We start from the raw sequence: 25524 nt of genomic DNA, 5'->3' as shown, positions 1-25524 counted from the left end.
GCCTCTTAACGGTTACGCGTTATGTATTTAAATGTCATTATTCAGGTGAAGAGAAAACCGCGGATTTTTCAAAGGCAGTAATTTATTGACTTTAACGCTGCATGTAGCTGTATCGTCTAAACATCCTATTTCTATAACTTTATTTTTTATAATAAAAAGCCCATCACTTGCGTGACAGGCTTTCTACATTTGATAGGCAGGCTATTTAGCTTTATATTAAAACAATCTTAACAAGCCATCGTATAAATCAACAAGCAACTTATTATGTGCCGATTAACGTCATTTCACTAAGAACAAATTCTTCAACACAGACTTCAGTTACAGCCATATAATCAGCTAAATGTTGATTTGTCATATGGGTTTGCCCTAGTTCACGGGTCTGCCAGTTTTCATAAAACATAAAATGCGTTGGCTCTGGTTTACAAACGACCTGTAAGCTAAATCCCCATTTGGAGTTATATTAATGAGCTGTATCTTTCCTCTAGAGTTACAAGCTTAATATTTGAGAAGTAAAAAAGTTAATACATCGAGTATATTAGAGTGAAATAATAAATTATGAGCGAAACATTTAGATATGAAATTTATAACCAACGCCTTTAATCGTTATGATCCAACAGGGATTACTTGGGTCAAATTCGACCTTCTTTCTCAATAAATGCATGTATTGATAAAGATCAGATTTGTTTGCACGTTTTCTATTTGGCCATAAATGAGTGATCAATTTTTCGTTCGTGCATACACGTTCTGGATCCTCAGATAATAACTTAAAAAGCTTAAATTCCTTAGCCGTAAGATCTAAGTTTTTACCTTTTAAATAAATTTTTTGACAATCTTTGTCTATTTCAAAAGGACCTAGCGACTCAAGAGTTGCATCTACATTAGGTAAGCTAGCTGAACCATTAAGTGGTTTTGATGAAAAAGAATTGATGGTGCCTAATAATTTACGGCGTCCAGATCCTAAGCGACGATTATAATTCCTTCTTTCATCAAAAAAGTGAGTAAAATCGATCATATATTTATTAATATAATCATCCAGTCTTTCAATAAAAAGGTCGTGTTTATAATAACTTATCCAAGACAACATACGGTAAATCGGCATTCTATTCAAATTATATATGGCACAAATAGGAGTGGAGTATGTATTGTGTATCTTACTCAACGATTCCAAATGTTCTTCAATGACGGTAGAAGTCAACTCTCGCAGATCAAAAATAATTAATTTAAAATTAGGATTTTCACCATTATTAAGCAGAGGCTTAGCGCTAGAGATACAATTAAGAGTAAAATGATTTGCAACACAATAGCCCGTTAATAAGCCAATAATAAAACTATCATTTGAGATTATGAGCAAACTATTGTTAGGCTGGAAACATGTCATATTCAAATCCTTTGATAATATTAATTGACATCATCGTCATAGAAAATACACAGGAAAGCATAATTCATAGTTATTGCACTCAAAAATTAAGCAATACCTATACCTAAAATAATTTTTAACAGTAATACAATAGTTTAATCAACTCACTTAATATCATCGTTAACAAAACAATATAAAGTGTAAAAAAAGCTGACAGTAAAATTAGCCACAAACACAATCTACTCTACAATATTATTAACACATTCCTTAACTGCTGATGGCTGTCACATTTTATAGATTCATTTAAAAACTCAGGTATTTTGATCTTTTAATCAGTATTTTTTAAGTCTTTTTTGATGTGCTTTTAATGGAATTTTAAGTTGGCCATCTACTACTATTCATTGTGAATACAAAGCAGCTGCATTCAGATATATGTTAACGCAAATGTCGGTTAACGCTTTTTATACATGCATACACGCTTTATATGGACGTTAAAGGTGTATCTATTTTTCTTCTATAAATTAAAGGTTTATATCTTTAATTAGATTGATAGTTACTAAATAATTTTTAGTGGAGTATACAATATGAAATATTTTAACAAAAACATACTAGCAGTCAGTATTGCCCTAATACTGAGTTCGACAACCACTTTAGCAATGGACAATGATGTGGATAACGGCTCAGCTGCTGCAAATGAAACTTCAACGGCAACTACCGATAACTCTGGTAATAACAACTCAGATAATACTAATAACTCAGACAATAGCGATAATTCTGATAACACTAACAACTCGGATAACAGTGCTGCTGACAACGACGACAACAGCAACAACTCCGATAACAGTGATAACAGTGATAATTCTGATAATTCTGACAACACTAATAACTCGGATAACAGTGCTGCTGACAACGATGACAACAGCAACAACTCCGATAACAGTGATAACAGTGATAATTCGGATAACTCAGATAACACCAACAACTCAGATAATAGTACTGCTGACAACGACGATAACAGCAATAACTCTGACAATAGTACTGCTGATAACGACGACAACAGTAACAACTCCGATAACAGTGATAATTCTGATAATACCAACAATTCAGATAACAGCACTGCTGATAACGACGACAACAGTAACAACTCTGATAACAGTGATAGTTCTGATAATTCGGATAACTCAGATAATACTAATAACTCGGACAACAGTAACAATTCCGATAACAGCACCGCGGATAACGACGACAACAGTAATAACTCCGATAACAGTACCGCTGATAACGACGACAACAGTAATAACTCTGATAACAGCAACAATTCTGACAACAGTGATAATTCTGATAGTTCGGATAACTCAGATAATACTAATAACTCGGACAACAGCAACAATTCCGATAACAGTACCGCTGACAACGACGACAACAGTAACAATTCGGACAACAGCAACAACTCCGATAACAGTACCGCTGATAACGACGACAACAGCAATAACTCGGATAATAGTAATAATTCCGATAACAGTACTGCTGATAACGACGATAACAGTAACAACTCAGATAATAGCGATAACTCCGACAATTCAGATAATTCAGATAACACCAATAACTCAGATAACAGCAACAACTCTGATAACAGTGATAATTCTGATAACAGTGATAACTCTGACAATACTGATAACTCGGATAATAGCATGGCGAATGCAAGTGGTATGGGGTCTGCCATTGCCACCAATGGTAGTACGGTTAATCTAGATCACAGTGATAATAGTGACAATTCAGATAATTCGGATAATTCGGATAACTCTGACAATAGCATGGCTAATGCGAGTGGAATGGGGTCTGCCGTAGCCACTAATGGTAGTACTGTTAATGTAGATAACAGCGATAATAGTGATAACTCAGATAACAGTGACAACAGTTTTGCTGATGCAAGTGATCACTCAGCTTCAGCGAATAATGGCAGTACTGCCAATGTTGATAACAGTGACAATAGCGACAATAGTGACAATAGCGATAACAGTTCAGCGTGGGCTGATGGATGGGGAACATCTTCAGCAAATAATGGCGGTACCGCTACTACAACCTATAGCGTTAATGAATCTACATTAATGGGAACTGTAACTCAAAATACCTTGGCATATAACTTCGATGGTGCTTCTACAATAGCAACTAGCAACAATATGACAGATACCTTTAATGGTAGTGCTGGTATTAACCAAAATGTGCAAAACCTTGGTGCTAATGCTTTAACGCAACAACAAATATCACTACAAGGGAATGTTAATGTAAATCAATAATGATGTGGACATCATTTAGGTTTATATGACGTTATGTTAAAAAGTTGCTGGCAATATTGTCAGCAACTTTCTATAAGGATAAGTGCTATGAAAAACCTATATCAAAGTATTCATCTATTATTATGGTTTAGCTTGTTAATGATAATAAGTAACAAGACCTCTGCCGAAGATGTTGTTGTAGATGTTGTGATTCTTGATGTTGCACCTGTAATGCTTGAAGAGTTGGATCAAATACGTGGCCTTGGTGGAGTTGTCGATGTTACTAGCAATGCCGACTTAGGAGCCGTACTTACCAACAATGATGCTAGTAACAGTGTCACAGGATATAACATCATAGATCAAGGCTCATTTAATGACGCAAGTGGTATATTTTCAATCATCCAAAATACGGGGAATAATGTCATCATTCAAGACTCGACTATCATTACTATTACAATATCTCCAGATTAAAGGTAACCATGATGCGTATAATATTTACGGTAATTTTGTCGTTAATACTACTAATGCCTCCTGCACAGGCTGGCACAGTTAATTTGGGTGGTGGTTTCAGTGGTGGCGATTTTTCAATAAATATTTCAAGTATCACGGAATTACGCTTCAAAACTATATATAAGCAGCAGTACGACTTTAGTTGTGGCTCTGCTACTTTAGCAAGTTTACTGTCTTTTCATTATGATGATGTTGTAGATGAATTCATGGTTTTTAAAGACATGTATAGCAATGGTGATCAACCAAAAATACAACAGAATGGCTTTTCATTATTAGATATGAAACATTATTTATCACGTAGAGGTTATAACTCTAATGGATTTAAAATTAGTTTAAACCAGCTTGCAAAAGCTGAAATTCCGGCCATAACTATTATTAATAATAAAGGTTATATGCACTTTGTTATTATTAAAGGCATTGATGAAAACGAAGTGTTAATTGGTGACCCTGCCGTTGGCATTAAAGTTTATAGCAGATCAAAATTTGAAGAGGTGTGGAATAATAGAATTTTGTTTGTTATTCAGGACAAAAAGGACATTGCATCTAATCATTACCAATCTCAAGCTGAATGGAGACTCAGAGTGAAGGGCCATTTGGTTCTCGCTGTAGATCATTCTAGTTTAGCATTATTTAATATGCTTCAACCTTCAGCAATTGATTTTTGATTTTCATTAAAGGAAATAACCATGAATGTGATCTCAGCCATGCTTTTAAAAACCTTCCTCATAATAGTGACATTTATCGTCATTACGGGTTCAGATAAAGTTTCAGCGGCAAGTAGCGTCGATGTCATTGGCGATGGAGTTTTTGTGCAAACTTTAGAGACAGAAAAATGGTCTAAAGTATCAGACTCTCAATTAGCTTATTCGCGTGGCGGATTTATATTACCGAATGGTGTAATTGTTAATATCAGTTTTGAAAAACGCATATTTCAAAATGGAGAAGAAATCGCAAGTTCTTATTTTAAAACACCAAATAGTCATAATATAGTGAAAAATGGAAAATTGAATGTACCAGGGTTATCTAGTTCCCTATTCCAGTCAATTATTCAAAATGATCTCGACAACCAAACACTACAAACCATCAATAACATCAACATTGATATTAAAAACTTAAATAATATCAATTTAACGCCAAATAATGATCAATTTTATAATTTGCACTCAATATGTACTCACTGCCTATAGCCATTCGGGTAATTAATTTATTTATATAGAAGGTTTTAAATATTGAGTTAAAACACCATTGGAACCCTGAAGTTTAATCGAACATCGGGTGCATCATCTGTAACACCAATATTTAGTGATAAATTAATATTGGTTTGTTGGGAATAATTGAATGAAAAACCAATAACCAATTGCCCAATATCAAGCTCACTACCATCAATTTTAACGTCATCAATTTTAGATTTTAATACATGTTTATGTGAGTAACTTAAACTCATAGAAGTGCGTTCATTTAACGACAGTCCTAAGCCAAAGCTTAACCCTATGCTATCACCTGGATTGACTCGGCCTACATCTTCATCTGTGCCTAAATTATTACCATAGCTTATATTACCAAAAAGTACGCCAGGGTCTGTTGGATAAATAGCAGTTAAACTAGGTTGAACACTGAAATATCCTGATCCTGTTGGTAACTCTGTAGGAAAAACAGCTCCAGGCGTTGATTCTACATAATCAACATCGAATGGACTTGTACCTGTAGGCACCGTGGCAACTAGATTAAAAACATAAATTGCTCCGCCATCTAGCCCAGAATTCAGTTGGTATCGTGTTGACAGCTCTATATCACCTATATCACTACCACTTGCTGTAAATATTTCGTCTTCACTAACCCCAACACTTACAGGACGAGAGCGTTGACTGTCATTACGGCCAACGTAAGAAAGTTTGAGGTCGACTTCCCATCGATCAGTCAAACCATATCGAGTACCGAGACTGCCAATAACGGTATGGCGTTTTATTTCTCTAAGATCGATTAAACCCACCACTAGTGCAGGAAGAAATGAATATGCATCTAGAAATACTCGGTTAGTATCTGTATACGAATAGCCTATTCTTGGCTCAACGATTAAAGTACCTGCCTTTGTCAGCACACCGCTAATATTAGTACTTAATTTAGGTATGGAAGCTACATCAATACGTGTTGATGTTTTAGGTGGCGCTTTGCCTACAGGCTTATTAACAACTTTAGGATTGGCTTTGTTATTTTTCTTGGTAACTTTATTTTTTGATGGTTTACGGGGAGAATTGGTATTTTTTTGTTCTTTTTTAGCACGTTGATTTTGAATCAAACGTTTTAAATTTTTAATTTCTTCTCCCTGTTTAATGAGCATTTTGTGTTGTCGTTCTAATTCAAGTTGATACTTTGTTTTATCTGATGCTTGCGGTTCAGTAATTTGCTGAGCATAACTGAAATGAGTTGTAGATATCCACAATGTAGACATAAGTACAAACAAGTTATATCGCTTTACACTAGGCAGGTTTAAGTGATTGTTAGTTTTTTTCATAAGTTTCCCTTCTATGAAAACATTCAATTATTTCAGCCAATCGTTGACGTTTACAAATATATTTATTAACTGAAAATCATATTTCTGACTTATAAAGTAGTAAATATAAGCTTATATGGTAAACGTTGAAATGCAAATTTAGCGGCTAGGTAATACTTGGTAAATTACTTAAGAAATTAGTTGAGAATCTTTTTCCATCAGCCGCTTTATAATTACATCATCTAATACCATGAACTAGTGACTAAACTTTATGACTACATTAGAGATTTAAATACATGATCAAAGCAAGGTCTAAAATTATAAAACAAAGGCCCATTTGAATTAAATTTCTTGTACAAGCCCCCTTCTATTTAGCGCTATTCTAAAACTTAACTAAAAATAACACTGCTGATAATAATGAGTAAATACGTCGCTTAAGGAAAATTTATTGTACTGTTCCCCTAACAGGTAAAACTCAGTGATTAGATCTGTTAGGGGCTTAATTTTTCTGATAGAAAATTCAGTAAGTCTTAAAATTAAACATGATGCGTTAACATTTCATCATGTTTGGCTAAAACCTTTCCATCATCTTGTGGGGCTATTTTTGTTACTATATAGATAACGCTTGAACATAGAATAAAGCCTGGCACTAGTTCATACATGACTGAACTTAATGATTGACCATTAATACTAATAGGCACGTAAATCCACAACAATACCGTTAACGCCCCTGTTATCATTCCGGCTAAAGCGGCATTTCTAGTCATTTCTTTCCAAAATAAACTGCCAATAACCACAGGACCAAAAGCCGCCCCAAAACCTGCCCAAGCATTACTGACTAATGATAAAATAGATGAGTTACGATCATAAGCTAGATAAATTGCCACCAAAGCAACTAAAAATACCGCAATTCGCCCTACCAGCACTTGTTGCTTGTCGCTAGCGTCTCGATGCAAAAATGTTTTATAAAAATCTTCAGTCAATGAACTTGATGTAACCAATAACTGAGAAGAAATAGTACTCATAATGGCCGCTAAGATTGCCGCCAATAAAAAACCTGCAATTAACGGGCTAAATAATATTTGAGATAAAACAATAAAAATAGTTTCAGCGTCATCAAGTTGTAATCCTGTTTTAGCTACATATGCAATACCAGCAAAGCCTGTTGCCATTGCGCCAATAATAGAAACGACCATCCAACTCATCCCTATTCGACGAGCTGCTGGTATGTCTTTAATACTACGTATCGCCATAAAACGTACAATAATATGGGGTTGACCAAAATAACCTAGCCCCCAAGCCAGAGCAGAAATAATACCGATTAAGCTGACACCACTAAAAACATCTAATAATGCAGGGTTAATGGCACTAATACTTGCATGCAGTTCTGATATACCACCCACTTCACCAATAGCCACTATAGGCACCAATACTAAAGCAACAAACATAATACAACCTTGAACAAAATCAGTTAAGCTCACCGCTAAAAACCCACCAAAGAGTGTATACGCAACAACTACGCCCGCAGTAACATACAAGCCGACTTCATAATTTATACCAAAAGAACTTTCAAATAGTTTACCGCCAGCAACTATACCGCTCGAAGTATAAAGTGTGAAAAACACCACAATTACAACCGATGAAACTATTCTTAACATACGCGATTTATCATTAAACCTATTTTCAAAAAAATCAGGTAAGGTTATAGAGTCATTGGCCACTTCGGTATAGGTTCTAAGACGAGGAGCAACAATCAGGTAATTTAAAAAAGCACCAACGACTAAACCTATAGCAATCCATAAACTACTAACACCTGAAATATACATCGCTCCAGGTAAGCCCATCAACATCCAACCACTCATATCAGATGCCCCAGCAGAAAGCGCTGCAACACTCGGACTTAAGCTCCTACCGCCAAGCATATAACCTGCGACATCACTGGTTGATTTACGATACGCATACAAACCAATACCAAGCATTGCACTAAAATAAAGACCTAAAGAAAAAAGTGTTTCAAATTCCAAAATAATTTCCACCGTTATAATTTTTTATTGTGCTAGTAAATTAATTCACCGATACCGCTAAAGAGTTTGTCAGTGCGATAATCCATAACTTTTTATTAAGAAATTCATAAACATTATTTACCATCAGATAAATCATTTAACGTTGTGGTGTTTATCATCAATTAAATCCATTAATTCAATGGGTAAAAATATAAGTAAAGAAATATAACGCGGTTATAATTTATACAAGTTGTGATAAAAAGGATGTTATCTTATCTTTTGTCTAAAATTGTTATGGATTACATAACAAGCAGACTCTTTAGTTAAAGCGCGTATTAACGGAAACATTAAATGCTAGTAAACAAGCAATCGAACAATAGAGTTTTAACAGCGTTCCAGTCATGTAGGGATGGTTTAGTGCGCTCTATTATGAAGATGAGTGTAGAGCAGCAAGATGTTGATGATATTTTACAGGAAACTTTTATTAGAGTTTTAGACTCTGATGCCAAACAACAAATTAAATCCCCAAAAGGATATTTATTTGTTGTTTCGAGAAACTTAGTGCTTAAAAAGTTAATGCAACAATCAAAAGCAATACATACAGAATTAGATGATGCATTAATTGAAGATGACGATGAGAATACGGTTGAGAAAGACTTATATCAAAAACTAAAATTTGAGCGTTTTAATCAGGTCTTAAGTTCATTACCAGAAAAACAACGCCGCGCAATACTATTAAGAAAGCTCTATTGTTTAAGTCATAAGGAAATAGCAAATAAAATGGATGTATCAGTTAGTTCTATTGAAAAGTACATTGCCCAAGGGTTAAAACAATGCAAACAGTCACTTTGTGCTCAAGGATATGAAGTTGATGAACTCAAACTGCCGGTACATCTTAATCAATCAAGCGAAGAGCAAACAAAATGAATAAAAGTAATAAAGTAATTCCACTTCGTACCTTAAATACGATTGATGACGAAGCGTCTATTTGGTTAGTTAGACTAGACAATGGTAATTTATCTGATCAATCAAGAAAAGAATTGAAGGCTTGGTTGTCGGCAGATAAAAGGCACCCAGTAGCATTAAAAGCGATGGCCGATGTCTGGGATGATATGGATGAGATACTGATGATTATTGATAATAAAGATGCATCAGTAAAGGTATCTATATGGCCGATATTACAACCTATCGTTAAGCCAGTTATGTTGGCAGCAAGTATAAGCTTTGTTGCACTGCTGCTTTGGGTAGGAATGCCTAATGACGTGCAAAAAAGTTCATATGCTACATTAATTGGTCAGCAAATGGATGCAACATTTGATGATGGCTCAATTATATATTTAAATACCAATACTCATATTGAAACTGAGTTTAGTGACAATAAACGTATTATTAAATTAATCAAAGGTGAGGCTTTATTTGAAGTTGCACATGATCCTAGTCGACCCTTTATTGTTTATGCTGGTGATCGCTTGGTACAAGCTATCGGCACAAAGTTTGTTGTACATTTACAATCCGAAGATATTCAAGTCACGGTAACTGACGGTAAAGTTAAAATGTCAAAACTGGCACTCAATACAACATTAACTGACATTAACGACTTAGATAATGGAACGATTCATAAAGATGATGTTTATATTACTAAAGGTGAAAAAGTAGTAGTAACTAACGATCAATCACCTACGCTAACGCACATTAAAGCAGAGAATATGGCTCGAGAACTTTCATGGCTTAATGGAAAATTAATTTTTGTTAATGAAAAATTATCTGATGTTATTGAAGAGATTAATCGCTATGTAGAAATTGAGATAGTCTTAAAGGACCCTTCTCTACACAAGACTCTAATCAGTGGGCGTTTTGATCTTAAAGACAGTGAAGCTTTAATAGAAGCAATAGAACTTTCATTTAATATGAAGTCTGAGCGTCTTGGTGCAAATAAAGTATTACTCACTAAAAAAATATAACGGCTTAGTTTAAAAAGTTAACTCTAGATGCCAAAACATTTATTTTAGTTATGTATTAAGGTTTTATCATTGAATATGAATGATAAAACCTCATCCCCTCCTGACAACCCTTGTTATCCGCTCTGTTATTACCTCTGTTACTAAAAACAAGGATTAACAATAAAGCTGTAAAAAAGCATTAAATATACCTTTGCAGAAATTATTTAAAGAAAAAACAAATTTTCTTTACGGTTTTATAAACAATCTAACTCTTTAGTGTAAGTTGCAAAAAATTTAATCAAATAGCAGCTGAAAAAGATAATTATAAAACTATAAATATATTGGGAAGGTAATACCATGTCGTCAACATTTAAAATTACAACTTTAGCGCTATCTGTGAGTTTAGCGTTAGGTACTGTTCAATCATATGCTGCTGAAAACGATGCAGGCAAAGTTAAAAAAGAAGAAGTTGAGCGTATTGCCGTAGTAGGCTCTCGCGGCGCACCTCGTTCAGTGAACGATTCACCAGTACCTATTGATTTAATAGGCTCTGAGGAACTAGAGAAATCGGGTAACACCGATATGCTTGAATTATTAAAAGGTACTGTTCCTTCATTCAACGTGCAAAGTAACCCTATATCAGATGCTGCAAGCTTAGTTAAACCTGCTAACCTTCGTGGCCTTTCTTCAGACAGCACCTTGATACTTGTCAACGGTAAGCGACGTCATCGTGCCTCTGTTATTGCCTTATTAGGTGGTGGTATTAATGATGGTGCTCAGGGTCCTGACATTTCAGTTATTCCTAGTTCAGCACTAAAACAAGTTGAAGTATTGCGTGACGGTGCTGCGGCACAATACGGTTCAGATGCTATCGCAGGTGTAATGAACTTTGTCTTAAAAGATGATGCAGACGGTGGCTCTTTAAATGTGCGTCATGGTTCATATTACGAAGGTGACGGCGATACTACTGAAGTGTCTGGTAATATTGGTATGGCTCTGACTGATGATGGTTTTGCTAACCTGAGTTTTCAATATAAAAATGCAGATGCTACTAGTCGAAGTGAACAACGTCCTGATGATCAAGGTTTTATTGATGCCGGCAACACAAATGTTGAATCGCTAGCACAAATTTGGGGTTCTCCAGAAATTAATGATGACATCACTATTTTTGGTAACTTCGGTTTAGATATAGGTAACGACCGTGAAGTTTATATGTTTGGTAACTTCTCTGAACGTGATGTTCGTGGTGGTTTCTATTATCGTAATCCACATAACCGTGGTGGCGTCTACTCTAATGACGACGGTGCTTCGTTATTGATTGGTGATCTTGCGCAAACTCAGGGCGCTGAGAGAACTTGTCTACCTGTAGAGATCACTACCGGTAACGTGTTAACTCAACAAAATTACATTGATAATGTCGCAAATAATGATAATTGTTTTTCATTCAATGAATTAGCACCAGGCGGATTTACACCTAACTTTGGTGGTAACATCGTTGATACATCAATAACCATGGGAACACGTGGTCAGTTTGATGACACTTTGTCTTACGACGTCAGTGGTTCTGTAGGTCGTAACGAATCAAGTTACGTTATCTACAACACGTTAAATGCATCATTAGGTCCAGAAACTCCACGTGACTTTAATCCAGGTAGCCACGTTCAACTTGAAAAATTCTTTAATGTTGATTTAGTTAAAGAACTTGAAGTAGGTTTGGAGATGCCACTAATTATTGCTGGTGGTTATGAATACCATCAAGAAACGTTTGAAGTGAGTGCAGGTGACGAAGCATCTTTTACCGCAGGTCCATATACAGACCAAGGTTTTAGTATTGGCTCTAACGGGTTTCCTGGCTTTAAACCCTCTTCAGCCGGTTCATTTTCTCGTCAAAACTATGCGCTTTATCTTGATGTCGAAGCACAATACACTGAAGACTTCTTAATGGGCTATGCCTTACGTTTTGAAGATTACAGTACTTTTGGTAACACCACGAACTACAAAGTAACGGCACAATACAATGTGACAGACGACTTTTCATTACGTGGCTCTGTAAGTTCAGGCTTCCGTGCGCCAACCGTTGGTCAGGCTAACTACTCAAACGTACAAACCTCTCTTGACGACGGCATACTTGTAGATTCTGCGTTATTAGCAGCGTCTAATCCTGTAGCTCAGCAGTTGGGTGCAACTGAATTATCACCTGAAGAATCAGAAAGTCTTTCATTAGGTGCAGTTTGGGAAGTAGAAGGTATTCATTTCACACTTGATTATTACAACATTGAAGTAACTGATCGTGTTTCTCAGTCTGCTAAAGTTAATTTAACTCCTGAAGATAAAGTGAAATTAAAAGCAGATGGCGTACCAAATGTAGACTCAATTCAACAAGTAAGTTTCTTTACTAATGATTTTGATACTACAACTCAAGGTATTGATTTTGTTGCTAACTACTCTACTTCATTGTTAAACGGTGATACTACATTCGGTCTTGCTTATAACTGGAATGAAACAACCGTTGATAGGTTCTCTGCTGTTACTGGTGACTTTAAAGTATCTCGTTTAGAAAATGACTTACCTAACCATCGTGCGACCTTTACTTGGTCACAAAGCTGGGATGAAGTTAGTATGTTTACGCGTGTAAACTACTACGGTGAATACCAAGGTGTTCATGCTGACTCTAGCGGATTAAGTAAAGATGCAGATGCAGCTGTTACTGTTGATCTTGAAGTTAGCTATCATGTAATGGAAGACTTTAAAGTAAGTGTTGGTGCTCAAAACCTACTAGATCAAGATGCTGAAGAGTTAGATTTTGGACCTGGTACACCAAATAACCTACTTGGTGGTAAGTACTATGAAACATCTCCATTTGGCTTTAATGGTGGTTTCTACTACGTAAAAGCAACATATAACTTCTAAACTACAAGCGTTATATAAACTATAAATCCCTGCTTTTGCTGGGATTTTTTTTATTTAAAAATAAAAACATTTCATCAACTTTGTAACGGATGAAGGAAATAAAGCAAAGCTAACCCTCCAATAACTTAGCACACACATTATAAAACCATGAAAACGCGGCAACATTAATACAACTAATTAAAACTATTGAGATAGTTCGATAGACTTATGTGATACTACTATGACAATATCAGTGGCTAACACATTGTTACTATACTATTTAAAGAAACAATTGCAGTTACTGATTTAAATAATCATCAGTAATAACAAGGAAAATTTATAAATCCAAACCAAGTGATGATCGTAATATGCTCACTATGATCGTTATTTAAGAAAAAACTATCAGACAATAAAATATGTATAAAATATTCAGTCGGTTAATAAAGTCTAAAAAGCATAAATACAGTTCATTCAATATTGTATTTAGCTTGCTGTTGTCAGGTCATACTTTCGTATGTCAAGCCACTGAATATTATGAATTTAAGTTACCCGCCATGAATGCTGCTGAAGCTTTAGATAAATTGGCAGATATATCTGGATATTCACTTTTATATCCATTTGGTGATGCTATTATCGTACAAACCAATCCGCTATTTGGCACTTATTCACTTCCCGATGCCTTAGCCAAAATTCTTTTAAATACCCCGATTAATGCTATTGCTACCGAAAAACATGTGATTGCAGTATCTTCAACATTAACAAATTACGACAGTTACTCAGAGCACTTCAACACCAAGTTACTGTTGAAAATTGAATTAAATCGCCAATTTAATGATATTTTAAATATTGACGTCAATGTACCGTCAATTACCTTTCAAAATACAGCTGAATTAAAATCAAAAAATGAACATAAGGAAATTGAAGCGGAACGTATTCAAATAATAGGTTCACGTCGAATAAATCGCTCACCTAGAGATGCATTAGCGCCTTTAGATATAATTAATAAGCAAGATTTAAAAACGCGCAGTAATAGCGATATTATTTCTACGCTATCAAGTGTTATTCCCTCATATAACTCAACGCAGGAAGCCATTAGTGACGCGGGGACTTTGGTAAGACCGGCTAATCTTAGAGGTTTACCCACAGACAGTATCTTAATATTAGTCAATGGCAAACGTCGTCACCGTAGTGGTGTTATTTATGAATATATATCTGGGTTGAATGTCGGTGCCCACGGAGTAGATTTAGAACCTATTCCGAGTATTGCACTGAAAAGTGTCGAGGTTTTAAGAGATGGCGCGGCCGCTCAATATGGCTCTGACGCCATCGCGGGGGTTATTAATTTTAGTCTAGAAAATAGTGCAGATGTCAACCGTATTGAAATGCGAACAGGCCAATACTATCAAGGTGATGGCACAAAGTTTGAACTGTCAGGTATAGTAGGAACAAATTTTTCTGAAAGTGGAACGGCGAACTTTTCATTCGAATTATCAGAAAGCGATGCGACTTCTCGCGGGATTCAGGATCCTGCCGTACAGAGTTTAATTGATAGTGGTATTAATATAAATGATATACAAGACCCTGTTGTTATTTGGGGGGCTCCTAAAATTACTAACAATGTAAAGCTAGTGGGCAATATTGAAGTGGATATTGCAAGTAACAGTAATTATAAACAGCTTTATCTTTTTGGTAACTGGGCACAACGCACCGTTGATGGAAGTTTTTTTTATCGCCACCCAAATACTCGTGCAGGTATATTTACCAACCCCAATGATGGTACCCGCCTATTTTTTGACATGACTAATAATAATTCAGGTAACTGTCCTGCGCCTACAATTCCAGGAAGTACGGGAGATGCAGAAGCCTTAAAGTCCGTTTTTAGTAATGTTAATTGTTTTGCTTTTAATGAACGTTTTCCTGGAGGATTTACCCCAAGGTTTAGTGGCAAAATAAATGATAGCAGTATAGTCGGTGGCTTTCGAGGCTCTATAGATAACAATCGTGCTGCATTAACTTATGACATTAGTATGGTAGTCGGTAGAAATTATATTGATTATGGCCTACGTAATAGCGTAAATGCATCATTAGGTGAAAACTCACCAAGTATCTTCGAATTGGGCTCACAAATTCAAACAGAACGCATATTTAATACAGATTTTACTTATCCCGTTGACGTTGGTTTTGAATCGGAGTTGAATATAGCCTTTGGTTTTCAACATCATTTCGAACAATTTGAAGTCGTTGCTGGAGATAGCGCATCTTATGAGATAGGCCCTTTTTCAAGCAATGGTGAAGCAATTGGGTCGAATGGGTTTCCAGGTTTCTCCCCCGATACTGCTGGCAAGAATGAGCGTAAATCCAACGCCGTATATTTAGATTTAGAAACCGACATCACTGATAATTTCTCAATATCACTTGCAATGCGATATGAGGATATAGGCGCAATCGGAAATAGTTTTGATGGAAAACTTTCAGCTCGGTTACAAGTAACTGATGAAATTGCCTTACGTTCGACACTAAGTTCAGGCTTCCGAGCTCCTACAGTGGCTCAATCCACTCTTCAACGTATATCGACCTCAAACTCTATTGTAAATGATAGAGTTGTACAGCAAAGATCACAATTGGTCAGTGCTTTGAGCCCAATTGCAACCGCACGTTATGGAGGGGAACTTGAACCCGAAACTGCATCAAGCTTTAGTTTTGGCGTATTATCAGAGATAGGGCCAATTAATATTACTTTGGATTATTTTTATATTGAAGTAGATGATCGGCTATCATTATTTTCCAGTGAAATAGTGGCAAGTGATGCACCATTATTAGCAGCCTCTGAGATTAATTCGAATGTAACCAATATTCAATATTATACTAATGATTTTAATTCAACGACTCAAGGTGTTGATTTAGTGGTAAGTTTACCATTAAGTTTTATCGGAGAATATGACTCTATATCATTAGCCTTTAATTTCACAGACACACAACTAGCGGTAACCAATCCTAAAAGTCCAATTACAGATATTAATGTACTTAGAGAGCGGGAGGAAGGAATACCAAAAACGCGCTCTGTATTAACTTATTCTTTTTCTCAAGAAGATATTAGTGCGATGGTGCGTATTAATTATTATGGTAGCTTTTATAACGCACAATTTAATGACGTATCTCTCATTGAAAAAGTTAGCCCTCTCATTATTACTGACGTAGAATTTTCCTATGATATTACAGATAATTTAGTTGTTGCTTTAGGTGCTAAAAATGTCTTTGATGCCTATCCGAAAGAATATAGTGAAGGCCGTACCTCTGGATTTTTAGGTGCTATTTATCCTTTAAACTCCCCTGCTAGCTTTAACGGTGGTCATTATTACCTTCGTATGGGGTGGGATTTCTAATTTTTACATACATTTTATTAAATAAACCATTCATTAATTCACCCATTGTGCAGCATTTACTTTCTACTCGAAGGTTTAGAACAACAAACTCTCGACTTCCCATATTTAACTAGACAGCTTCTTTTATGCAACGGCCAAGCATATTGGGTTAGCCCCCAAATCTATAGTTGCCTCCGCTTGTAAATAACTTTGCTCAACCACTAAAGCTTTACATAAACATTAAAAGAGAATTTTTAATGTTTCTTAGGCTATTAAAAATACCTATTTAATACATACAGATAGTTTTAATAACCGCACCAATCCCATAATAAAGTCAGCACTTTGACCTGGTCAACTAAATTCAGACACCCTGGTTAAGTTCGCTAATTTACCTTTTTCAGTTCTCTTTCTTTACACTCAAATTCATTGGGGTTTTGATAACCAAGATATGAGTGCATTCTTTTGCTGTTGTACCACATCGCGATGTAGTTCAGCACATCTTGTTGAGCTGCATAACGTGTTCGATAGTTACGCCAATGCACGCGTTCTTGTTTTAAACTACCAAAGAAGCTCTCTGCTACCGCATTATCCCAGCAGCAACCTTTCTTACTCATACTACCAACAAAGCCATGTAACTTGAGTATTCGTCTATATTGATGACTCGCATATTGAACACCTTGATCTGAATGTACTATCAGTCCAGCCTTTGGTTTTCGTTGCCACATTGCCATGGTGAGAGCATCACAAACAAGTTGAGCTTTCATTCTTGAACCCATGCTCCAACCGACAACTTTACGAGAGTATAGGTCGATTACTATCGCCAAATATAGCCAGCCTTCTGAAGTCCATATGTAGGTAATATCTTGCACCCACGCTTGGTTAGGTTGTTGCACATCAAAGTCTTGCTCAAGTTCGTTCGCGTAAACGGGCTTGTTGTGTTCGCTGTTTGTCGTTGCTTTATATTTTTTCTTGTAACGTACCCAAACGTTTGCTTCTTTCATTAATTGCGCTGTTTTTCTACGGCTAACTGGGAAGCTGAGTGCATTCAACGCTTTCTGAATACGTCTTTCGCCATAAGTATTATCGCTAAATTTTGCAATATCTTTCACCCATTTCAGCATCTCTTGATGGGTTGTATCAATGGGTCTTTGAGCTTTTCTTTTCTGATAACTATAATAATTGTTACTTTTTATACCCAGTACTCGACACATCAGTATCACAGGCCAGATCTTCTTATGTTGGGTAACAAACGAGTATTTTACTTCGTTTCTTTTGCAAAGAAGACCGTCGCTTTTTTTAATATCTCACGCTCCATTTCTAGGCGCTTTACTTGAGCTTTAAGTTTACGGATTTCATCTTGCTCTGGCGTTAGCTTTCCATTTCCTCTAAAAGCATGACCATCATCATTTTCAGCTTCTTTGATCCATCGACCAAGCACTTGGGCACTGACGTCTAAATTTCTAGCGGCTTCTGCTACAGCGTAGTTTTGATCTCTAACGAGTGCAATTGCATCTAGTTTGAATTCTTTTGAATAAGTTTTACGGTTTTTCATTTGTATCTCCAGTTAAGTCTATTATGTCTTAACTGGGGTAGTCGTATCAATTAGACCACGTCACTTTAATTATAAAATAGTAAGACTTTTTTTCAAAATCCACACCTAATTAATCATTAAGCTTGTAATTGTACACATTGATACATATTATAATTCACCAGCAATGTTTACATTAACAGCAATCATTGTTCACAAAATAATTAGCGATAATAGAATTATCAATTTCAACCTCTGGAGCACAATGATGAAAATCCACTTAATAAACCCAAATACAACGGCGAGTATGACTAAGAAAATAGGTGAGGCAGCTGAACAAGTAGCAAGTTCTAGCACTAAGATAGTTGCAACTAATCCAACCAGTGGCCCTGTATCTATTGAAAGTCATTTCGATGAAGCAATCAGTGCTGTTGGTGTACTAGATGAAATACGACGTAATCCAGATGCCGATGCGTATATCGTTGCTTGCTTTGGTGATCCAGGCTTGATGGCTGCCAGAGAACTGACCCAATCCCCTGTTATTGGTATTGCTGAAGCAGCTTTTCATTTGGCAACTCTTATTAGCACCCGTTTCTCAATTGTGACAACCCTAGGTCGTACCGGAATTATTGCTGAGCACCTTCTGCAATCTTATGGCTTCTCTCATCATTGTCGCAAAATTCGTGCTGCAGAAATTCCTGTGCTTGATCTTGAGGATAATAGCGAACTTGCGTTGAATAAAATTGTTGAAGAATGTCTTCTTGCCAAAGCAGAAGATGATATCGGAGCAATTGTACTCGGCTGTGGTGGTATGGCGGATTTAACAGATGAAATCAGTAAAAGAGTGGGACTACCAGTAATCGAAGGCGTAACAGCGGCTGTTAAGCTTGCTGAATCTCTCGTCAGTTTAGGGCTTAAAACCAGTAAGTTTGGAGATCTAGCGTATCCATTACCTAAACATTTCACGGGTACTTACGAATATTTATCAAATAAATAAAAAAACAACAAGAGCTTAAAACTATATAAGCCAAATAAATAAATCGCAGAGATAAGATACAATAACAAATAGAGAGTTTAACTCTCAAGAGGATTTTACAATGCAACAAGAAAAATCAGCATATAACACCGAAGTTATTCCAAAGTCCAAAGCTGCGGGCGAGGAATCACTGGCTCCCCAAACAACGCGAATAATGGGCCGTTTTTCATATCTATTAGCTTGGTTTGGTGGCTGTGTTTCAATCGGAACATTTGCCATGGGATCGAGTCTCGTAGGTACACTTAACTTATTACAAACTACTGTAGCTATCGCTATTGGTTGTTTTATAATAGGTATCGCACTAGCTTTAAATGGTGCTGCTGGCTATAAGTATGGTATTCCATTCATGGTACAAGCGCGAAGTGCATTCGGTTTTACCGGTACTCGATTCCCAGGTCTTGTCCGTGCTGTCCCTGCGATAGTTTGGTATGGATTTCAATCGTGGATTGGTGCAGGTGCATTAAATGCAGTGTCATCCACGTTGTTCGGTTTTGATAACTTAGTCTTCTTTTTCGTCACCTTTCAATTTTTGCAAATCGGTTTATCTATTTTTGGCTTCCAAGGTATTAAATGGTTGGAGAATATCGGTAGTGGTTTCATTCTCGTTTCGCTAGTTTATATGTTTTATAGTGTAATAAATAAGTATGGTAATGAAATCACCACTAACCTAGTGGATGTTGAAGGTACATGGGGCGCACCTTTCTGGGGCGCTACAATGTTATTCCTTGGCATATATAGTACAATGATGTTGAACGTTAGTGATTATTCTCGTGAACTTGAAAAAGGCGCAAAACCTAGTATATTGACAACGATTTATGCCATGTCAATCTTACCTTGTACTTTGTTTATGGGCTTAATTGGCTTAATGGTTTCGGGTGCAACTGGTATTTCGGATCCTATCCAAGTATTCTCAAGCGCAGTTGATAACACTCCTCTACTTGTAACAACGTTATTGTTTATTGCTTTTGCACAAGTAACAACAAACGTTTTGAACAACGTCGTACCACCAACTTATATCCTGATGGATGTATTTAAACTGAAGTTCCGTACTGCCACTATTTTGGTTGGTTTAGCGGCATTTGGTACTTTCCCTTGGGAACTTATCAAAGAAGAATCTTCTGCAGGTTTACAGCTGTTCGTTCAAACCTACTCAGCTTTCCTTGGTCCTCTTTTTGCTGTAATGGTTGTTGATTACTACATTCTACGTAAGCGTACATTAAACCTTGATTTTCTCTATGATGAAAATGGACCTTATAAAGGTGTTAACTGGGCCGCAATTATCGCTTCACTATTCGGCGCAGCTATTGCATTGACCTTCTCATCTGTTTCTTGGTACGCAAGTTTAATTCCTGCTGGATTAAGTTACTACTTACTGATGAACAATTGGTCTGTTTGTGCGCGCTTTAGAAAATAAGCAATATTTGACTATAAAGTACAGGAAAAACGCTAAATAAACTGAAATATTACTAGGTTATTACGCATTAAAATAATTTAATTTCATTTATTAATCGTCCATAATCATATTGAAAATATGAATAAAACATTAGATATGTATAATTATCGGCGAAAACTACAGCGACTGATGATGTTTAACTCAAGGCTGCAATGAGCTTGAGTTAGATATCTTATTTACAACGCCCATTACTGAGCAAGAAACTAGTGATGCAGTTGGGAATGTTTTAAATAATGAATGCCTTCAATGTTGGTGTGTTCATAAGTCATAAAAAGTAAATGTTATTCACAGACAGCTACAACTTAACGCAAACGATATCGCCATTATTCTATTCGGTAATAAGTATACATAATGGAACAGCGCATTTAATGCTTGTTCTACGCTGCGTCTAGCAAAACTAATATCACCTTTCATGATGAGATCATCACTCATACGTTAAAACAACTTGATGCTACTATGGCTTGGGATAAATCGCCTGAAGTCATAGTCAAGTTACACCATTACCCTGTTACAAATTAAGCCAACAGTCGATAACTTACCTGTTTAATAGTCTTCAGTGTCTTTGCAATAATTTTTTGCTATAATTTGGAAAATATTTTGTAGTTGTGATTAGCAGTGATTAAAATGCTAAAGCTAAGTACTGAGAAAAACAGTTCTACAAAATTTCAATTGTATAAACCGTGAATAGCAGAACAACAAAAGATGAACAATAAAACTAATAAAAACAATGAAGAATCAATCTATGACCAGATTTTAGGCGCTATATTTGAGCGTAAACTACTGCCCGGAACTCGATTAAAAGAAGAAGAGCTTTGTGATATTTTTGGTATAAGTCGTGGAAAAATCAGAAAGGTATTGCATCGTCTGGCCCTTGAAAATCTAGTCGAAACAATTCCCAATAGTGGGTCTTTCATTGCAAAACCCAGTATTAAAGAATCTAAAGAAGTATTTCAAGCTCGATTAATAATTGAATCTGAGCTAATCAGAGAATTAGCGCAACAGTTTACGCCAGAAAAACGTGCAGTACTCGAAGAGCACCTTACCCGTGAACAAAGTGCTCATAATGCTGGAAATCATAACCTGCGCATAAGATTATCAGGAGAGTATCATTTGTTAATTGGTAAGCTCTTAGATAAGACTGTATTAACTGAATTATTACGGGGTATTATCTCTCGTACTTCATTAATCATTGCGCTATATGAACGCCAAAAATCGAATAGCGGCCACCTTGCTACAGAACCTTGTCATGATCACCAAGCTTTAATTAATGCTCTTGATGAAGGTGATGCTGATAAAGCTGTAGCCCTTATGAGAACTCACCTTTTAGATATACAAAATATGCTAAACCTTGATCCTCCACCAGAAGAATCTGTAAATATTAAGAATATATTCACCGGCCAGTAACCCGAGAAAAACAAACTAAAAAGTAGGAAAAATTATTTTTTCTCTCAATAATATATCACTGTGATCAATTAAGGGACTCGATTTATTCAAAAGAAGATCAAGCTATACCTTTTGAAAAACCTCAAATTAGCCAGAGGGAAATCGATAGATCTTGAATATCTACATGATGTAAGTCGTGATGCTCGTATACGGATGAAAGTGGTAAAAAAAGCATAAACTGGAAAAGGCCAGCATATGCTTTTTAACACGAGAAAACTCTTGAGGTTTACGCAACAACCGTTAAGTTTCGATTAAAACTTAACGGTTGTTCCTAATTCAAAAACTGTTCCATCAAGAATACCATTAACTAATTCATCACCATCTTGTAGTCTTAAATCCGCTCTAATCTCCCAATTAATATCACCAGATAAAATTTGATAGCGTGGTGTTAATGTCACTTCACTACTGTCTTGTACCATATTACCACTAAGATCATCGTATTCAGTCATTGAATAACGAAGGCCTACCGACCACTTAGGAGATAGAGTGTAGCTGGCAAACAACATTAAGTTATCACCTTTCCAAAGGGTAACGGCTGGATCTGTTGTCACTCTATTCATTTCGTCAAAGACATTGTATTCTACCGCTAATAATAGGTTATCTAGAGTATATTGCCCCCATAAGTTGATCATTGTTCGATCTTGATCTGGCAGTGATGAGTCAGCACTATTATCATACTCTTCATATGCGTAACCTAAGCGCATAACGAAATTTTCAAGGTTTAAACCAAAGTTCAATTCATAACTTGGTGTACTAAAGTCATTGTCTCCTGTCCAGGCACCATCAACCACTGCACCGTATAAACTAAAGATGCCTTTTTGGTATTGCGCGGCAACACCATTTTGCAAATATGAATAAACACCACCAAAAGCAGTTATTCGTGTTTTACGATCCCAAGGTTCAGCTCCTTCGTAACCTGCTGGGGAAATGAAATTACCTATTTTAAAATTTAAATTATCACTTGTCCTATAGCCAATAAAAGCGCCTTCAGTTCTTACTGTGCCACCGTACTGACCTCTTGCTCCCTCAATTTCAAGATGAGCTGAGAAGCCTGAATCTGCATGATTATAGTCAAAATCAAGTTGAAACTCTGTTGTTTTTAATTGTTGTTCTATTACTGCATTGCTATCTGATCTGTAAAAAGCATCAAACTGGCCAATTACAGATAACTCATCAGTAAGATCAGTTTTCGCATGGGAGAATCCTGCTGTTAATAATGCAATGGAAACTGAGGTTATTCTTAATAAACTTTTATTCGACTTTTTCATATATATCCCTTGGTAGCATTTTATTTTATTTAAATATGTTTGAATTTTTTTATCTTTAAATACATGGACACTTTTGACCGAAGGCTAATCGCTTTGGTTTTTTATATTTTTATGCCTTCGGTTTGGTTTCAGACTCAGATAATTATAGGGGTGAGTTTACGACAGCGTGGTTGGATGGAAGATGGTTATCCCACCAGTGTTGAGCAATGTCTTCCCTTCTACATACCCAAATATCATTATAGTTTTCAATGTAGTTTAAAAATTTAACAAGACTTGCAAATCTTCCAGGACGACCAATAATTCGACAATGCAGACCAATTGACATCATTTTAGGAGTATCAGATCCTTCTGCATAAAGAGTATCAAAAGTATCTTTCAAGTAGTTGAAAAATTGATCTCCTGAGTTGAATCCTTGTGGACTGGCGAAGCGCATATCATTTACATCCAATGTATAGGGAACTATTAGATGTGGCTTAGATTTACCCTGAATCCAAGAAGGAAGATCGTCTGCATAGCTATCAGAATCATATAAAAATGAGCCTTCTTCTAAAATTAAATCTCGTGTATTAGGACTCGACCGTCCTAAGTACCAACCTTTTGGCTTTTCACCTGTCATTGAGTGGTGAATCGAAATTGCTTGTTGTAGATGCTCTCGTTCAATATCTATTGGCACATGTTGATAGTCAATCCAGCGGTACCCATGACTTGCTATCTCCCAATCTGCTTTAAGCATAGCTTCAATTACATCAGGATTTCGTTGCATGGCCATAGCTACGCCAAATACAGTAACCGGTAGATTTCTCTGGGTAAATAAACGATGCAGTCGCCAAAATCCGGCTCGACTGCCAAACTCGTAAAATGACTCCATATTCATATGCCGTGCGTCTTGAATTGGTGCGGCTCCAATAATTTCAGACAAAAATGTCTCTGAAGCTTTATCGCCATGCAAAACACAATTTTCAGCACCTTCCTCATAATTAATGACGAATTGGACGGCTATTTTTGATTTATTTGGCCAATTCGCTTGAGGCGGTTTAGCACCGTACCCAATCATATCCCTTGGGTAGTTATTTAAATTATTGTCCATCATTGTAATTTCACCTTTATTTCTTCATTTATAAATGTAAATTCATCACAGTTACTACCATGCCCAGATCGATCAATAACAACAAACATGTGTTCACTCTGAACAGACATTATCGGCATATGCCAAATGCCTGAGTGGTAGTTAAAGCCTTGCTCGCCATTAGTAATAAAGGCTTTAAAATCTTTTGCGCTAACTGATTCACCTCGTGATGCAACGACCACAAGGACAGGTGTATCAAACATGGGTATAAAGGCTTGGCTACCTTTAAGATGGCGCTCAACAAGATTAAAAGTCATTGGAAAAGAGCTTGCTGTTTTAACTTTTGCAAGACTGACAACAGGGCGTCCACCTTCTGAATAATCTATCTCTATTTTGGCAAGATCATGATAACGCTCGACTGTATCAACGTTTATACCAAAGTGATCAGCCCCATCTATTTCAATAACATCACCATAAGGTGCAAATGCTTTTTTGGTCAGTGGTTCTACATTCAAAACAACAGTATTCATGGAGATTTCTCTTTAGTCATTATGTAATGTGTTTAAGTAAATCGAAAATGTACTTGCTACCCTCTCATCTTCGCCGTTTCACTATTTCTACTGTAAATCAGGGTTATATTAAAAATTCTTATTATGAAAAGTGGCCAAAATTCTTAGTAAAAATAAGCTAGGTTTATAAGAATAATGTGGAAATAAAATTGAATTTTTTTGTAAGTATGAGTTGAGCATATGTAACAAAAACATCAATGTCAACAATCTATAGTTAAATTGTTTACCTTTATGGTGTCATACATATAAATTAAATTCTAAAACCTTTAGCCTTAAAATCAGATAAGAACCTAGAACTGCATGTGAATAAAGAATTAAAACCATTTGTTCAAT

18 protein-coding genes are annotated in these 25524 nt (G+C 36.1%); 11 read left to right on the top strand and 7 right to left on the bottom strand.

Annotated features, from left to right (window positions below):
• Positions 1-568: 568 nt before the first annotated feature.
• Positions 569-1378: a winged helix-turn-helix domain-containing protein gene (locus tag B5D82_RS17280; RefSeq protein WP_081153288.1), complete on the bottom strand. Its 810-nt coding sequence runs from the start codon at positions 1376-1378 to the stop codon at positions 569-571.
• A 563-nt stretch (positions 1379-1941) separates the two neighbouring features.
• On the opposite strand from B5D82_RS17280, the gene B5D82_RS17275 reads away from it, so the two are divergent.
• The 4 genes from B5D82_RS17275 to B5D82_RS17260 all read left to right on the top strand — a co-directional run bounded on the left by B5D82_RS17275 (position 1942) and on the right by B5D82_RS17260 (position 5330).
• Positions 1942-3654, top strand: coding sequence for a dentin sialophosphoprotein (locus tag B5D82_RS17275; protein ID WP_081153287.1), 1713 nt, complete (start codon positions 1942-1944; stop codon positions 3652-3654).
• An 87-nt stretch (positions 3655-3741) separates the two neighbouring features.
• Entirely contained in the window at positions 3742-4104 is a 363-nt protein-coding gene (locus B5D82_RS17270) for a hypothetical protein (protein WP_081153285.1), read from the top strand.
• Between the two features lie 8 nt (positions 4105-4112).
• Complete coding sequence (locus B5D82_RS17265; RefSeq protein WP_245807505.1) at positions 4113-4808, top strand: C39 family peptidase; 696 nt, start codon at positions 4113-4115, stop codon at positions 4806-4808.
• Positions 4809-4829: 21 nt separating this feature from the next.
• Positions 4830-5330 carry a hypothetical protein gene (locus tag B5D82_RS17260; RefSeq protein WP_081153282.1) on the top strand — a complete coding sequence of 167 codons (501 nt, stop codon included), beginning with the start codon at positions 4830-4832 and terminating at the stop codon, positions 5328-5330.
• Positions 5331-5377: 47 nt separating this feature from the next.
• Here the strand turns inward: B5D82_RS17260 and B5D82_RS17255 are convergent, their stop codons facing one another.
• Positions 5378-6655, bottom strand: coding sequence for a hypothetical protein (locus B5D82_RS17255; protein WP_081153280.1), 1278 nt, complete (start codon positions 6653-6655; stop codon positions 5378-5380).
• A 515-nt stretch (positions 6656-7170) separates the two neighbouring features.
• Positions 7171-8613, bottom strand: a complete 1443-nt coding sequence (gene putP / locus B5D82_RS17250; protein WP_425429892.1) for a sodium/proline symporter PutP — start codon at positions 8611-8613, stop codon at positions 7171-7173.
• Between the two features lie 375 nt (positions 8614-8988).
• Here putP and B5D82_RS17245 point away from each other — a divergent pair, with 375 nt between their 5' ends.
• The 4 genes from B5D82_RS17245 (at position 8989) to B5D82_RS17230 (ending at position 16849) form a co-directional block, all read left to right on the top strand.
• Positions 8989-9564, top strand: a complete 576-nt coding sequence (locus tag B5D82_RS17245) for an RNA polymerase sigma factor (RefSeq protein ID WP_081153277.1) — start codon at positions 8989-8991, stop codon at positions 9562-9564.
• Positions 9561-10598: a FecR family protein gene (locus B5D82_RS17240; RefSeq protein WP_081153276.1), complete on the top strand. Its 1038-nt coding sequence runs from the start codon at positions 9561-9563 to the stop codon at positions 10596-10598. The genes B5D82_RS17245 and B5D82_RS17240 overlap by 4 nt, the downstream gene beginning before the upstream one ends.
• Positions 10599-10913: 315 nt before the next feature.
• Positions 10914-13487, top strand: a complete 2574-nt coding sequence (locus B5D82_RS17235) for a TonB-dependent receptor plug domain-containing protein (protein WP_425429891.1) — start codon at positions 10914-10916, stop codon at positions 13485-13487.
• 395 nt (positions 13488-13882) lie between these two features.
• Positions 13883-16849: a TonB-dependent receptor plug domain-containing protein gene (locus B5D82_RS17230; RefSeq protein ID WP_081153273.1), complete on the top strand. Its 2967-nt coding sequence runs from the start codon at positions 13883-13885 to the stop codon at positions 16847-16849.
• A 362-nt stretch (positions 16850-17211) separates the two neighbouring features.
• Here the strand turns inward: B5D82_RS17230 and B5D82_RS17225 are convergent.
• A protein-coding gene (locus tag B5D82_RS17225; protein ID WP_094122825.1) for an IS3 family transposase occupies positions 17212-18380 on the bottom strand; the annotation gives its coding sequence in 2 pieces (ribosomal slippage) (positions 17212-18131 and positions 18131-18380; 1170 coding nt in all).
• A gap of 241 nt (positions 18381-18621) precedes the next feature.
• Here B5D82_RS17225 and B5D82_RS17220 point away from each other — a divergent pair.
• The 3 genes from B5D82_RS17220 (at position 18622) to B5D82_RS17210 (ending at position 22249) form a co-directional block, all read left to right on the top strand.
• Positions 18622-19353 (top strand): aspartate/glutamate racemase family protein, encoded by a 732-nt coding sequence (locus B5D82_RS17220; protein ID WP_245807504.1) that lies wholly within the window; start codon positions 18622-18624, stop codon positions 19351-19353.
• Positions 19354-19453: 100 nt separating this feature from the next.
• Positions 19454-20806, top strand: coding sequence for an NCS1 family transporter (locus tag B5D82_RS17215; protein ID WP_081153270.1), 1353 nt, complete (start codon positions 19454-19456; stop codon positions 20804-20806).
• Positions 20807-21547: 741 nt separating this feature from the next.
• Positions 21548-22249 (top strand): GntR family transcriptional regulator, encoded by a 702-nt coding sequence (locus B5D82_RS17210; RefSeq protein WP_081153268.1) that lies wholly within the window; start codon positions 21548-21550, stop codon positions 22247-22249.
• Positions 22250-22539: 290 nt separating this feature from the next.
• On the opposite strand, the gene B5D82_RS17205 is transcribed toward B5D82_RS17210, so the two are convergent.
• From B5D82_RS17205 to B5D82_RS17195, 3 genes are all read right to left on the bottom strand, one after another.
• Complete coding sequence (locus B5D82_RS17205; protein ID WP_081153266.1) at positions 22540-23556, bottom strand: outer membrane beta-barrel protein; 1017 nt, start codon at positions 23554-23556, stop codon at positions 22540-22542.
• A 142-nt stretch (positions 23557-23698) separates the two neighbouring features.
• Complete coding sequence (puuE, locus tag B5D82_RS17200; protein WP_094122892.1) at positions 23699-24643, bottom strand: allantoinase PuuE; 945 nt, start codon at positions 24641-24643, stop codon at positions 23699-23701.
• Positions 24643-25152 carry an ureidoglycolate lyase gene (locus B5D82_RS17195; protein ID WP_081153263.1) on the bottom strand — a complete coding sequence of 170 codons (510 nt, stop codon included), beginning with the start codon at positions 25150-25152 and terminating at the stop codon, positions 24643-24645. Before B5D82_RS17195 ends, puuE begins: the two co-directional genes overlap by 1 nt.
• Positions 25153-25524 lie beyond the last annotated feature (372 nt).

The organism is Cognaticolwellia beringensis (assembly GCF_002076895.1).
Lineage (GTDB): Bacteria > Pseudomonadota > Gammaproteobacteria > Enterobacterales > Alteromonadaceae > Cognaticolwellia > Cognaticolwellia beringensis.
This window is presented reverse-complemented; position numbering and strand designations above follow the sequence as displayed.

Coding starts and splice junctions, on each gene's coding strand:
- B5D82_RS17240 (WP_081153276.1), top strand. CDS start 9,561: ATGAATAAAAGTAATAAAGTAATTCCACTTCGTACCTTAAATACGATT.
- B5D82_RS17205 (WP_081153266.1), bottom strand. CDS start 23,556: ATGAAAAAGTCGAATAAAAGTTTATTAAGAATAACCTCAGTTTCCATT.
- puuE (WP_094122892.1), bottom strand. CDS start 24,643: ATGGACAATAATTTAAATAACTACCCAAGGGATATGATTGGGTACGGT.
- B5D82_RS17275 (WP_081153287.1), top strand. CDS start 1,942: ATGAAATATTTTAACAAAAACATACTAGCAGTCAGTATTGCCCTAATA.
- B5D82_RS17215 (WP_081153270.1), top strand. CDS start 19,454: ATGCAACAAGAAAAATCAGCATATAACACCGAAGTTATTCCAAAGTCC.
- B5D82_RS17265 (WP_245807505.1), top strand. CDS start 4,113: ATGATGCGTATAATATTTACGGTAATTTTGTCGTTAATACTACTAATG.
- putP (WP_425429892.1), bottom strand. CDS start 8,613: ATGCTTGGTATTGGTTTGTATGCGTATCGTAAATCAACCAGTGATGTC.
- B5D82_RS17210 (WP_081153268.1), top strand. CDS start 21,548: ATGAACAATAAAACTAATAAAAACAATGAAGAATCAATCTATGACCAG.
- B5D82_RS17195 (WP_081153263.1), bottom strand. CDS start 25,152: ATGAATACTGTTGTTTTGAATGTAGAACCACTGACCAAAAAAGCATTT.
- B5D82_RS17220 (WP_245807504.1), top strand. CDS start 18,622: ATGATGAAAATCCACTTAATAAACCCAAATACAACGGCGAGTATGACT.
- B5D82_RS17230 (WP_081153273.1), top strand. CDS start 13,883: ATGTATAAAATATTCAGTCGGTTAATAAAGTCTAAAAAGCATAAATAC.
- B5D82_RS17245 (WP_081153277.1), top strand. CDS start 8,989: ATGCTAGTAAACAAGCAATCGAACAATAGAGTTTTAACAGCGTTCCAG.
- B5D82_RS17255 (WP_081153280.1), bottom strand. CDS start 6,655: ATGAAAAAAACTAACAATCACTTAAACCTGCCTAGTGTAAAGCGATAT.
- B5D82_RS17270 (WP_081153285.1), top strand. CDS start 3,742: ATGAAAAACCTATATCAAAGTATTCATCTATTATTATGGTTTAGCTTG.
- B5D82_RS17260 (WP_081153282.1), top strand. CDS start 4,830: ATGAATGTGATCTCAGCCATGCTTTTAAAAACCTTCCTCATAATAGTG.
- B5D82_RS17280 (WP_081153288.1), bottom strand. CDS start 1,378: ATGACATGTTTCCAGCCTAACAATAGTTTGCTCATAATCTCAAATGAT.